The following is a 12,208-nucleotide window of genomic DNA, read 5'->3' on the forward strand; positions in this document are numbered from 1 at the left end:
GGAGGGTAACTATGGAATATCAATATCCACTCGATTTAGATTGGTCTAATGAGGAAATGGTTGATGTTATCAAATTTTTTAATCAAATTGAAAACTATTATGAAAAGTCTATAATAGGTACTGAACTAATGGAACAATATAAAAAATTTAAACAAATTGTGCCAGGAAAAGCTGAAGAAAAACAAATTTTTAAAGAATTTGAAGAAAAAAGTGGCTATAATAGCTATAAAGTCATCCAAGAAGTTAAAAAACATCCTGATCAAGAAAATTTTAGTAAACATTAAGATCTCTAATTTAATCTCAATTTTTTAATATACCTATTGAATTTAAAGCTGTATTTTGTTATTTTTATTAAGCATTAAACAAAATGTTTGATAATAGTAAACAAGATACAGCTTTTTTTAGGTGGTTAGTTATGCAAATTGGATATAAATTAAAAAATTTAAGACGTCAAAAAAATCTTACTCAAGAAGAGTTAGCGGAACGAACTGATTTATCAAAAGGATATATATCACAAATTGAAAGTGAATATGCGTCTCCAAGTATGGAAACATTTTTAAGTATATTAGAAGTATTAGGTACTACACCAAGTGATTTTTTTAAGGAAAAAGCGAAAGAAAAAGTATTGTATAAAAAAAGTGAACGGACTATTTATGATGAATATGACAGAGGATATATTTTAAATTGGGTTGTACCCAGTTCAAATGAAAATGAAATGGAACCTCTTATAATAACAATTAAGCCTGGATCATCGTACAAATCTTTTGAACCTTCTGAATCTGATACCTTTATTTATTGTTTAGAGGGATGTGTAACACTTACGTTAGGTAAAGAGCGCTATCAAGCTTATGAGGGAGATGTATTTTATTTTAGAGCAAATGAATTACATCAATTACATAATAATTCAGAAAATGAAGTTAAAATTCTAATTGTAGCAACAGCATCATATTTATAATTTATAAAGGAGGAAATGGATTGGAGTCACTATTATCTTTTAAAAAAGTTACTAAGAAATTTGATGATACAACAATATTAAATAATATGAACTTAGATATTGAATCGGGATATTTTTATACGTTGCTCGGTCCCTCAGGATGTGGTAAAACTACAATTTTAAAACTTATTGCAGGATTTGAACAACCTAATGAAGGTCAAATTATTTATAAAAATCAGTCTATCGAAAAATTACCTGCAAATAAACGTAGAGTAAATACAGTATTTCAAGATTATGCTTTATTTCCTCATTTAAATGTATATGAGAATATTGCTTTTGGTTTAAGACTAAAAAAGTTTTCTAAACAAGAGATTGATAAAGAAGTTAAAGAAGCATTAAAACTTGTTAAGTTAACAGGTTATGAACAACGTCATATTGATGAAATGAGTGGGGGACAAAAACAAAGAGTCGCTATTGCCAGAGCTATTGTAAATAAACCTGAAATTTTATTATTAGATGAATCTCTTTCGGCATTAGATTTAAAATTACGTACTGAAATGCAATATGAACTTCGTGAGTTACAAAAAAGATTAGGCATCACTTTTATTTTTGTTACTCATGATCAAGAAGAAGCATTGGCACTTAGTGATTATATTTTTGTGATGAAAGATGGTGAAATACAACAATTTGGCACACCAACAGATATTTATGATGAACCAGTGAATCGATTCGTCGCTGATTTTATTGGAGAATCTAATATTGTTGATGGCACAATGGTTAAAGATTTTGTAGTGAATATATATGGTCAGGATTTTGAATGTGTCGATGCTCGGATTCCATCTGGGAAAAAAATTGAAGTAGTGATTCGTCCAGAGGATATTTCTTTAGTTGAATCGACACAAGGTTTATTCACTGCAACTGTCGATTCAATGCTTTTTAGAGGTGTACATTACGAAATTTGTTGTATTGATGAAAAAGGATATGAATGGGTTATTCAATCTACTAAAAAGACAACAATAGGAAGTCAGGTAGGTTTGTTTTTTGAACCTGAAGCTATTCATATTATGGTTCCTGGAGAAACTGAAGAAGAATTTGATAAACGTATTGAAAGTTATGAGGATATTGAACATGCGTAATTTAAATAAATTTCTCATCATTCCATATTTATTATGGATGATTATTTTTATTATTATTCCTGTGCTATTACTTGTATATTTTTCATTTATCGATATAAATGGTCACTTTAGTTTTACAAATTATCGACAAGTCTTTTCAATGAAATATTTAAAAATGATGTGGGATTCTATTTTTTATGCGGCACTTATAACAATCATTACACTAATTATAAGTTATCCTGCAGCCTATTTTATTAGATCTTCAAAATTCCAAAATATTTGGTTACTTATATTAATCATACCCACATGGATTAATTTATTGTTAAAAACGTATGCTTTTATTGGAATTTTAAGTCACGAAGGTATGATTAATAAAATGTTAGGTATAATGCATATTGGTCCACTAAACTTGTTGTTTACATCAGGTGCGTTTTTACTTGTTGCAAGTTATATTTATATACCATTTATGATTTTGCCTATTTTTAATAGCATGAAATCAATTCCTAATAATTTATTACAAGCTTCAAGTGATTTAGGTGCAAATACATTTACTACTTTTCGTAAAGTCATACTTCCTTTAACTAAAGAAGGTGTGATGACAGGTGTTCAAGTTACATTTATACCAGCACTATCATTATTTATGATTACTAGATTGATAGCTGGAAATAAAGTGATTAATATTGGTACATCTATTGAGGAACAATTTTTAGTTATTCAAAACTACGGAATGGGTTCGACAATAGCTATCTTTTTAATTGTATTTATGGCCTTTATCTTAATTATTACTAAATCTAAAGAAACAAATGGAAGAGGGTGAATTAAATGAAATGGTACGGGAAACTTTATATAGGAATATTACTTGTTATATTATACCTTCCTATTTTTTTCTTAATGTTTTATTCGTTTAATTCAGCTGGAAATATGGTACATTTTGAACATTTTACATTAGAACATTATCAAGCTTTATTTCAAGATGATCATTTAATGTCTGTAATATTCAATACAATAGCAGTTGCATTGCTATCCGCAGCAGTATCTACTATTATAGGAACATTTGGAGCAATATCAATTTATTATTTGCGAAATAAGAAGTTTAAATTGACGTTACTTACATTAAATAATGTACTAATGATTTCATCTGATGTTGTCATAGGTGCCTCATTTTTAATTATGTTCACAGTTTTAGGACATATATTTGGATTAGGATTAGGATTTGGAACAGTATTAGCATCGCATATTGCATTCTGTATACCTATAGTAGTCATTCTTGTGCTACCACAGCTATATGAAATGAATCATAATATGTTAAATGCAGCTCGTGATTTAGGCGCTACAGAATCTCAAGTACTCGGACGTATACTTTTACCAAACTTAATGCCTGCTATTATTGGTGGCTTTTTTATGGCACTTACCTATTCCCTAGATGATTTTACTGTAAGTTTTTTTGTGACAGGTAATGGATTTAGTGTCTTATCAGTAGAGGTGTATGCCATGGCTCGAAAAGGTATCAGTATGGAAATAAATGCTATTTCAACAATCTTATTTTTAGCTATTGTGCTAGGTATTATTGGATACTATGCACTTCAAAATATATTAAAACGTAGAAGTGCTAAAAGAGGTGCAATAGAATGAAACAATTTTTTCAGTTAATTATCGGTGCCATTGTAGTAGGATTGATATGTTTAGGAATAAGTCATTGGTTTAATTCTCAAGATAATACAAAAACTGAAAAAAAAGTTTATGTATATAACTGGGGGGAATACATTGATCCCGATTTAATAAAGAAATTTGAAAAAGAGACAGGCATACAAGTTGTTTATGAAACGTTTGATTCGAATGAAGCCATGGAAGCAAAAATTAAAAATGGTGGTACACATTATGATGTTGCATTTCCAAGTGAATATACTGTTCAAAAATTAAAAAGAGAACATTTATTAGAACCTTTAGATCATCAGAAAATACCTAATATTAAAAATTTGGATTCTGATTATATGAATATGGCTTATGATCCACATAATAACTATTCAATACCATATTTTTTGGGGACGGTAGGTATTCTATACAATAAAAAAGCGTATCCTAATGAACAATTTGATAGTTGGAACAATTTATATCAGTCTAAATACAAAAATGACATATTACTTGTTGACGGGGCTAGAGAAATTATAGGATTAGCTTTAAATAAATTGGGTTATAGTTTAAATGATTCCAATCCTGTTCATATTAAGCAAGCAGAACAAGACTTACAATCTCTTACCCCTCAAGTTAGAGGGGTAGTAGGCGATGAAATTACTATGATGCTTCAACAAAATGAAGGCCATATTGCTGTAGTATGGAGTGGTGTAGCAGCACCACTTGTTCAAGAGGGAGATACTTATGATTATGTGGTTCCTAAAGAAGGTTCGAATGTATGGTTTGATAACATGGTCATTCCTAAAACTGCTCAAAATAAAGAAGGCGCATATCAATTTATTAACTTTTTATTAGATGCTAAAAATAATAAACAAAATACAGAATGGGTTGGGTATGCTACTCCGAATAAGGCGGCTAGAAATTTATTACCTAATAACATAAAAAATGATCACCGTTTTTATCCAACTCAAAAAGAACAAAAACGATTAGAAGTTTATAAAGATTTAGGGGAGAAAACATTAGGAGAATATAACGAAAGTTTCTTGAATTTTAAAATGTCGTTAAAATAAGTGATAATTAGTAGTTATTTTCCTATAAATTAGATATAATAATTTGACAAGTCAATTAAGGAGTTGTAATAAATGTCAGGAGAACGATACACACAAATCAAACGACCTGTGAGCCGTTTAACTGAGAAACTTTTAGGTTGGATTAGTTGGATTTTCTTATTAATATTAACGGTTATTACAATGTTTATTGCACTCGTATCATTCAGTAATGATACATCAATTCAAAATCTTGAAAATTCCATGAATAATAATCAATTAATACAACAAATACTAGTTAACAATAGTCTAAATACGACTCAATTTGTTATATGGTTACAAAATGGAATTTGGGCAATTATCGTGTACTTTATCATTTGTTTATTAATTTCATTTTTAGCTTTAATTTCTATGAATATTAGAATTTTATCTGGAATATTATTTTTAATTGCTTCCATTATTACTTTACCTTTAGTGTTATTATTTATTACATTAATTATTCCAATCTTCTTCTTCATTACAGCGATTATGATGTTTGCAAGAAGAAGTAAAATAGAAACAGTTCCAGCATATGGTTCTACTTACGATTATCCCCCTTATTATAATCAAAGAGATGATTATGATGATAGATATTATTATGAAGAAGAACCTACTCAATATAATGATGAAGAAGAGTACATAGAATCACCTCGTAAGACTAAAAAATCAGAACGTCGTATTCGTCGTAAACCTTCAAGTGATTATAATGAAAGAGAACATGATTATGAAGATTATCATCATATTACTCAAAATAATGATGAGCAAGATTTTAATGATGATATTGAGGAAGATAAATATAATCAATATCCTAAACGTGCTGTAAAAAGTGAATATCAACAATCTTCAAATGATGATACTTCTGGCGTGCTTTCAAGACAAAGAAAGTATAAATATAAATCAAAAAATAGTATGCCGAATGAAGTTAATGATGATGAAAATAATGTAGAAAAAGACTTATATATTGATAAGAAAGAACAAAAAGCACAACGTAAAAGAGAAAAAGCGGAATTACGTGCTAAGAAAAAAGAAAAACGTAAAGCTTATAATCAACGTATGAAAGAAAAAAGAAAGAATCAGCCAAGTGCTGTTAATCAACGTCGAATGAATTATGAAGAACGCAAACAAATTTTAAATAAAGAAGAAAACAAAGAGAAACACTCGGTTGATCAGGAATAATTGAAGGTTATTAGTTTTACGTGTAACTCCCAAGCAATTTGAATTGAATTGCTTGGGAGTTTATTTATCGTCAATAAAAATAAAATTGGATAAGTATTTAATAATAGAAGGATATAAATTAAAATAAATGCATACATAATTGAAATGATATAGTCGCAATAATCAGTTCTATTGGAGTATTTGTAAAATCTACATTATATAACATAGTTAGGTCATTAATTATTAAAAATTAAATCTATACTATTCATATTATGACATTGATATGAAAGTTTAATATAGTGTGGTTTGCAATGATATTATGGAAGTTATAATGAATTAAAACAATACAGAGAAAAACTATTGTTAAGATATCATGTTCAATACCTTAACAATAGTTTTATTTTATGCAAAAAATTCTTTAAATGTTTCGATAATTAAATAAACATTAAGTAGGCTTAGAATAATAATTAAACTCCAAGAACAAAAGTTAATCCAGTTTTTATTATAAAAAGGGCCCATTAATTTTTTGTTGCTTGTTGCAAGTTGTAAAGGAATGAGTGAAAACGGTAAAGCGATACTTAAAAATACTTGAGAAAGTACTAAAAGTTGTTCCATTTTATTTTCATTACCTTTAAATACAATTAAACAAATTATAACAGGAATGACAGCTAAACCTCTAGTTATTAATCGTCTTAACCAATTTGGAATTGATAATCTTAAAAATCCTTCCATAACAATTTGACCTGAGAGTGTTCCAGTGATTGTAGAATTTTGTCCAGATGCAAGTAGTGCAATAGCGAATAATGTACTCATTATACTGCCAAGTACTGACCCTAGAAGCGGCTGAGTTTTAAGGGCATGATATAAATCATAAAATCCTCCTAATTTATCAGCATTAACACCATAAAATAGTGCAGCACCTAATATAAGTAACAAGCAATTTACTATAAAAGCGATGCTTAATTGTATATTAGAATCAATTGTTGCATATTTAATTGCTTGTGCCTTATCGTTCTCATTAGTTCTATCATATTTACGTGATTGTACAATCGAAGAATGTAAATAGAGATTGTGAGGCATAATTGTAGCACCAATAATCCCTAAAGCAATATACAGTACACTATGATTTGTAACGATATCCTTATGAGGAATAAAACCGTTAAGAATATTAATCACTTTAGGTGATGAAATAAATACTTCGAATAAGAAAATAATTAGAACAGTAAAAATTAATGTTCCGACAATCGCTTCGATTTTTCTGAAGCCAAATTTCATAATAAAGAGTAAAAGAAAAACATCTAAAACAGTTATAAGTGCACCTATAATTAAAGGAATATTAAACAATAAGTCTAGAGCTATTGCACTTCCGATAATTTCAGCAATATCTGTAGCGATAATAGCTAGTTCTGCTATTATCCAAAATATAATTGCTAACGGGCGATTTAAATAATGACGTGTCATTTGTGCTAAATCCATCTCTGTAGCAATACCTAATCTAACTGTCATGCTTTGCAAAAGCATTGCAGCTAAACTAGAAACTAAAATAATAAAAAGAAGAATATAGCCAAATTGTGCTCCACCTTGCATAGATGTAATCCAGTTACCTGGATCCATATATCCCACCGCTACTAATAATCCTGGACCTAAAAAAGCTAAAAATTTTTGGCTTGCACTTTTATTACTACTAAAGTCTACTGTATTATTAATTTCGTCTAAACTACGTTGTTTTTTATTACTCATATGATTCATTCATACACTCCTAAAATCTTTTTAATTATATTAACCTAAATATATTTTTAGGTCAACCTAAAAATGTTGTAAAAAAGAATATTACTGAATTTAGATGGATCTTCAAGACAGTGAGTGATTACCAATAAAATAAAAAACACCTGAGACTTCTAGTAAAGTCCCAGGCCGAAGAATAGTATTTATTCATATAATTTTAAGAATTCATCAAATGTTTCTTTAATAAAAGCTAAAAATGTTTCATCTGATTTTAATCGTTCATCACTAGGGGCTAAAGTACGTGCTATAAAAAATTCTCCTTTTTTCACATTTTTAACACGATCAATAGCTTGATGTAAATCAGTATCACTTAAATCTTTGATATATTGTTTATCTTTTTTCATGTGATTTAAACTAATTTGATAATCATTTGGAAGTTGTTTTAATGCATTAAAATGTTTGTCAAAAACTTTAACACGTTCTTCTTTATTTTTTCCTTCATGCATTATTCCATACATGATAAATAATTGATCCCTAAAAAGGCCAATTTGGAAGTGGGGTAACATTTTATAACCACGTTTATTAGGTGCAAAAGCGACCCAGGTATCTATAGGAGGATTAACACTTCTACGCGCATGTTTAGCAACATGTGCATAAAATGTTTCTCCAGTTTGAGAAGTGAAATACTCACTAAAATAATCGCCTAACTGATGTAATTGAGGTCTAATATATTTATTTAAAGCTTCCATTCGTTCATCTAAACCCTCAACGTCAAATGCTTTAAAATCTTTAGGTGTAAATGTGTATTGTGTCATTGATCTTCCTCCTATTTTAATAGTATGTTGAGTTTATTGTAGCATATATTTCAAAGTGATAATGATAGAATAGTAATATACAATATAGATAGTTAATTTAAACTAAAAAGGTAGAGTCAGTACCTAGATGTTAGTCATTTAATTTTTAGGATTTTACCCCTCGTGGTTAGGAGAGTGTCATGAGATTAATAAAAGTAAAAGAAAAAAGACTATAATACAATACTAAAAATTTGGAAATGTTGTTTATAGATCCTAAACATTTTAATAAAGGTTACGGTACAATCATACTTCAGTCACTGATTCAAGAAGATAAAATCCAATATGTAGATGTTAATAAAGATAACCAACATGCATTGAAATTTTATATTAAAAATGGTTTTAAAGCATATAGTGAATCTCAAAAAGACAATCAAGGTAGAGATTACCCGATTTTACATTTAAAATTAGCTTAATGATCTTTTATTTATTTATCTTCCATAATTATAAGATGAATGTACATATTTATTCATATATTTTAAATGTTTTCAGTCTTTTATATCATGGATTTGATAGGTTGCTTTTATTGGCGACCTATTTTTATGCTTATAAACTATTCATAAGAGTTTAATATATAGTGATGAAGGTATAAAATGATGTATAACAATTATAAAATTGATTTGATGTATAATAGTAAGCAACAGGAGATGATAGTATGTCGCTATATGATTTTGCTAAAGGCTTAGTTTTAGAAGCAGGAAATAAAGTTAGAATAATGATGAAGGAAGAATTAAATATTGAAACAAAATCAAATCCGAATGACTTAGTTACAAATGTTGATAAAGCTACTGAAAATTATATATATGATGCGATTACCCATAGTTATCCAGAACATCGTGTTATTGGGGAAGAAGGACATGGTCATGATTTAACTCATGTTGAAGGGGTCGTATGGGTAGTGGATCCAATTGATGGCACATTAAACTTTGTACATCAAAAAGAAAATTTTGCTATCTCAATTGGTATCTATCGAAATGGTAAACCATACGCTGGCTTTGTATATGATGTAATGAAAGATGTTTTATATCATGCCAAGGTAGGTGAGGGTGCATTTGAAAATAAACATCCATTATCTACGATTGAATCTACCACCCTAAAGAAAAGCTTAATTGGTATCAACCCAAATTGGGTAACCAAACCTAAAATGGGTCCTATATTTCAAGATATAGTAAATGATGCAAGAAGCTGTAGAGCATATGGTAGTGCAGCTTTAGAAATTATAAGTGTAGCTAAAGGACAATTGGCTGCTTATATCACACCTAGATTACAGCCTTGGGACTTTGCTGGTGGTCTTATTGTATTAAATGAAGTTGGAGGCGTAGCTAGTAACTTATTAGGTGAACCATTAAATATTTCAAGTGCGAATTCAGTATTAGTAGGAAATTCAAATATTCATAAAGAAATATTAGAAATTTATCTAGCACCTAATACGGCTACTTTAATAGATTTACATCAACGCTTTAAAAAATAAAAAATCTTATTTCAATAAAAAAAGCTTGAGGCAAAAATATCTCAAGCTTTATATATCTTAATGGTTGATTATAGCCAATTGTTTTCACGATACTTTTTCTTAAGCGTAAATCCGGCGCCAAACGTTGCAATGAAAAGAATAAATGTTAAAATCATCATTGGAATACTTCCAGCACCCACGCTGAAACTAAAGAGCACTAAAAATATAACTGCTACAATAGAAAGTATCCAGAATATACCTTTAGATTTTGGTTTTTCCATCCCCATCCCCACCTTTTAGTTATCTTTTGTTAATATTATGATATAATAAAAAAGTTGCAATTAAAAGTGGGAATTTACTCAAGAAAGGATATTATAAAATGACTAATAGAAGAGAAGATGTTCGTAATATTGCAATTATTGCTCACGTCGACCATGGTAAAACAACACTAGTTGACGAATTGCTTAAACAATCTGGAATCTTCAGAGAAAATGAGCATGTTGATGAAAGAGCAATGGACTCTAATGACTTAGAAAGAGAACGTGGTATTACAATTCTTGCTAAAAATACTGCGATAAATTATAAAGGTACAAGAATTAACATCTTAGATACACCAGGACATGCTGACTTTGGTGGTGAAGTTGAACGTATTATGAAAATGGTAGATGGTGTTGTACTTGTTGTAGATGCCTATGAAGGTACTATGCCACAAACACGTTTCGTACTAAAAAAAGCATTAGAACAAAATTTAAAACCTGTTGTAGTAGTTAATAAAATTGATAAACCTTCTGCTAGACCAGAAGCAGTAGTAGATGAAGTATTAGATTTATTTATTGAACTTGAAGCAAATGATGAACAACTTGATTTCCCAGTTGTTTATGCATCAGCTGTAAATGGAACAGCGAGTGTTGATTCTGAAAAACAAGATGAAAACATGCAGTCTTTATATGAAACAATTCTTGATTATGTGCCTGCTCCAATTGATAACAGTGATGAACCACTACAATTCCAAGTAGCATTATTAGACTATAATGATTACGTTGGTCGTATTGGTATTGGCCGTGTATTTAGAGGTAAAATGCGTGTTGGAGATAACGTATCGCTTATTAAATTAGATGGTACAGTGAAAAACTTCCGTGTAACAAAAATCTTTGGTTTCTTTGGTTTAAAACGTGAAGAAATTGAAGAAGCACAAGCGGGAGATTTAATTGCTGTATCAGGAATGGAAGATATCAACGTAGGTGAAACAGTTACACCACATGATCATCAAGAAGCGTTACCAGTATTGCGTATTGATGAACCTACACTTGAAATGACATTTAAAGTAAATAATTCACCATTTGCTGGTCGTGAAGGTGATTTTGTAACTGCTCGTCAAATCCAAGAACGTTTAGATCAACAGCTTGAAACAGATGTATCTTTAAAAGTTACACCAACAGATTCTCCAGATACGTGGGTTGTAGCTGGCCGTGGAGAGTTGCACTTATCTATTTTAATTGAGAATATGAGACGTGAAGGATTTGAACTTCAAGTTTCTAAACCTCAAGTTATTTTACGCGAAATTGATGGTGTATTAAGTGAACCATTTGAACGTGTTCAATGTGAAGTTCCATCTGAAAATGCTGGAGCAGTGATTGAATCACTTGGTGCGCGTAAAGGTGAAATGTTAGACATGTTAACAACTGATAATGGATTAACACGTTTAATCTTTATGGTACCTGCACGTGGTATGATTGGATACACAACTGAATTTATGTCTATGACACGTGGTTATGGCATTATTAATCATACATTTGAAGAATTTAGACCTCGTGTTAAAGCACAAATTGGTGGCCGTCGTAATGGTGCATTAATTTCAATGGATCAAGGACAAGCAACAGCTTATGCCATCATTGGTCTAGAGGACAGAGGTGTAAACTTCATGGAACCAGGTACTGAAGTTTATGAAGGCATGATTGTAGGAGAACATAATCGTGAAAATGACTTAACAGTTAATATTACTAAAGCTAAACATCAAACTAACGTACGTTCAGCAACAAAAGATCAAACTCAAACAATGAATCGTCCAAGAATTTTAACGTTAGAAGAAGCATTAGAATATATTAATGATGATGAATTGGTTGAAGTAACGCCTCAAAGCATCCGTTTAAGAAAAAAAATATTAAATAAAGCTGCACGTGAAAAAGAAGCGAAACGTGTAAAACAAATGATGCAAGATCAATAAAACTAATAAAAAGACGCAACATCAAATTTGATGTTGC

General features: G+C 29.8%; 13 protein-coding genes. 10 read left to right on the plus strand and 3 right to left on the minus strand.

The window, feature by feature from the left end:
• Positions 1-11 precede the first annotated feature (11 nt).
• The 7 genes from HMPREF2881_RS08990 to auxB all read left to right on the plus strand — a co-directional run bounded on the left by HMPREF2881_RS08990 (position 12) and on the right by auxB (position 5,942).
• Positions 12-284 (plus strand): UPF0223 family protein, encoded by a 273-nt coding sequence (locus HMPREF2881_RS08990; RefSeq protein WP_002448248.1) that lies wholly within the window; start codon positions 12-14, stop codon positions 282-284.
• A gap of 131 nt (positions 285-415) precedes the next feature.
• Positions 416-955 carry a helix-turn-helix domain-containing protein gene (locus HMPREF2881_RS08995; protein ID WP_002448067.1) on the plus strand — a complete coding sequence of 180 codons (540 nt, stop codon included), beginning with the start codon at positions 416-418 and terminating at the stop codon, positions 953-955.
• Between the two features lie 20 nt (positions 956-975).
• On the plus strand, positions 976-2,070 hold the full coding sequence (locus tag HMPREF2881_RS09000; RefSeq protein ID WP_002455494.1) for an ABC transporter ATP-binding protein: 1,095 nt from the start codon (positions 976-978) through the stop codon (positions 2,068-2,070).
• Positions 2,063-2,866, plus strand: coding sequence for an ABC transporter permease (locus HMPREF2881_RS09005; protein WP_002448200.1), 804 nt, complete (start codon positions 2,063-2,065; stop codon positions 2,864-2,866). The genes HMPREF2881_RS09000 and HMPREF2881_RS09005 overlap by 8 nt, the downstream gene beginning before the upstream one ends.
• 5 nt (positions 2,867-2,871) lie before the next feature.
• Entirely contained in the window at positions 2,872-3,681 is an 810-nt protein-coding gene (locus HMPREF2881_RS09010) for an ABC transporter permease (RefSeq protein ID WP_002448054.1), read from the plus strand.
• On the plus strand, positions 3,678-4,751 hold the full coding sequence (locus HMPREF2881_RS09015; RefSeq protein WP_002448218.1) for an ABC transporter substrate-binding protein: 1,074 nt from the start codon (positions 3,678-3,680) through the stop codon (positions 4,749-4,751). The genes HMPREF2881_RS09010 and HMPREF2881_RS09015 overlap by 4 nt, the downstream gene beginning before the upstream one ends.
• A gap of 72 nt (positions 4,752-4,823) precedes the next feature.
• Positions 4,824-5,942 (plus strand): lipoteichoic acid stability factor AuxB, encoded by a 1,119-nt coding sequence (gene auxB / locus HMPREF2881_RS09020; RefSeq protein ID WP_002448099.1) that lies wholly within the window; start codon positions 4,824-4,826, stop codon positions 5,940-5,942.
• Between the two features lie 381 nt (positions 5,943-6,323).
• Here auxB and HMPREF2881_RS09025 read toward each other — a convergent pair whose 3' ends face one another.
• Both HMPREF2881_RS09025 and HMPREF2881_RS09030 read right to left on the minus strand, forming a co-directional pair.
• A complete protein-coding gene (locus HMPREF2881_RS09025; RefSeq protein WP_002448215.1) occupies positions 6,324-7,670 on the minus strand; it encodes an Nramp family divalent metal transporter in 1,347 nt (448 codons plus the stop codon).
• Between the two features lie 179 nt (positions 7,671-7,849).
• Positions 7,850-8,461: a YktB family protein gene (locus tag HMPREF2881_RS09030; RefSeq protein WP_002448079.1), complete on the minus strand. Its 612-nt coding sequence runs from the start codon at positions 8,459-8,461 to the stop codon at positions 7,850-7,852.
• Positions 8,462-8,691: 230 nt separating this feature from the next.
• Here HMPREF2881_RS09030 and HMPREF2881_RS09035 point away from each other — a divergent pair, with 230 nt between their 5' ends.
• On the plus strand, positions 8,692-8,913 hold the full coding sequence (locus tag HMPREF2881_RS09035) for a GNAT family N-acetyltransferase (protein ID WP_002448140.1): 222 nt from the start codon (positions 8,692-8,694) through the stop codon (positions 8,911-8,913).
• Between the two features lie 239 nt (positions 8,914-9,152).
• Complete coding sequence (locus HMPREF2881_RS09040) at positions 9,153-9,968, plus strand: inositol monophosphatase family protein (RefSeq protein WP_002448077.1); 816 nt, start codon at positions 9,153-9,155, stop codon at positions 9,966-9,968.
• A 68-nt stretch (positions 9,969-10,036) separates the two neighbouring features.
• Here HMPREF2881_RS09040 and HMPREF2881_RS09045 read toward each other — a convergent pair whose 3' ends face one another.
• Positions 10,037-10,228: a DUF5325 family protein gene (locus HMPREF2881_RS09045; RefSeq protein WP_002448174.1), complete on the minus strand. Its 192-nt coding sequence runs from the start codon at positions 10,226-10,228 to the stop codon at positions 10,037-10,039.
• 98 nt (positions 10,229-10,326) lie between these two features.
• Between HMPREF2881_RS09045 and typA the strand changes: the two genes are divergently transcribed.
• On the plus strand, positions 10,327-12,171 hold the full coding sequence (gene typA, locus HMPREF2881_RS09050) for a translational GTPase TypA (RefSeq protein WP_002448035.1): 1,845 nt from the start codon (positions 10,327-10,329) through the stop codon (positions 12,169-12,171).
• Positions 12,172-12,208: the final 37 nt, after the last annotated feature.

The sequence above is a fragment of the Staphylococcus sp. HMSC057A08 genome (assembly GCF_001812925.1).
GTDB lineage: Bacteria > Bacillota > Bacilli > Staphylococcales > Staphylococcaceae > Staphylococcus > Staphylococcus hominis.

What these genes read in the sequence shown, in the direction of transcription:
- HMPREF2881_RS08990 (WP_002448248.1), top strand. Translation starts at nt 12, where the DNA reads ATGGAATATCAATATCCACTCGATTTAGATTGGTCTAATGAGGAAATG.
- HMPREF2881_RS08995 (WP_002448067.1), top strand. Translation starts at nt 416, where the DNA reads ATGCAAATTGGATATAAATTAAAAAATTTAAGACGTCAAAAAAATCTT.
- HMPREF2881_RS09005 (WP_002448200.1), top strand. Translation starts at nt 2,063, where the DNA reads ATGCGTAATTTAAATAAATTTCTCATCATTCCATATTTATTATGGATG.
- HMPREF2881_RS09010 (WP_002448054.1), top strand. Translation starts at nt 2,872, where the DNA reads ATGAAATGGTACGGGAAACTTTATATAGGAATATTACTTGTTATATTA.
- HMPREF2881_RS09015 (WP_002448218.1), top strand. Translation starts at nt 3,678, where the DNA reads ATGAAACAATTTTTTCAGTTAATTATCGGTGCCATTGTAGTAGGATTG.
- auxB (WP_002448099.1), top strand. Translation starts at nt 4,824, where the DNA reads ATGTCAGGAGAACGATACACACAAATCAAACGACCTGTGAGCCGTTTA.
- HMPREF2881_RS09025 (WP_002448215.1), bottom strand. Translation starts at nt 7,670, where the DNA reads ATGAATCATATGAGTAATAAAAAACAACGTAGTTTAGACGAAATTAAT.
- HMPREF2881_RS09030 (WP_002448079.1), bottom strand. Translation starts at nt 8,461, where the DNA reads ATGACACAATACACATTTACACCTAAAGATTTTAAAGCATTTGACGTT.
- HMPREF2881_RS09040 (WP_002448077.1), top strand. Translation starts at nt 9,153, where the DNA reads ATGTCGCTATATGATTTTGCTAAAGGCTTAGTTTTAGAAGCAGGAAAT.
- HMPREF2881_RS09045 (WP_002448174.1), bottom strand. Translation starts at nt 10,228, where the DNA reads ATGGAAAAACCAAAATCTAAAGGTATATTCTGGATACTTTCTATTGTA.
- typA (WP_002448035.1), top strand. Translation starts at nt 10,327, where the DNA reads ATGACTAATAGAAGAGAAGATGTTCGTAATATTGCAATTATTGCTCAC.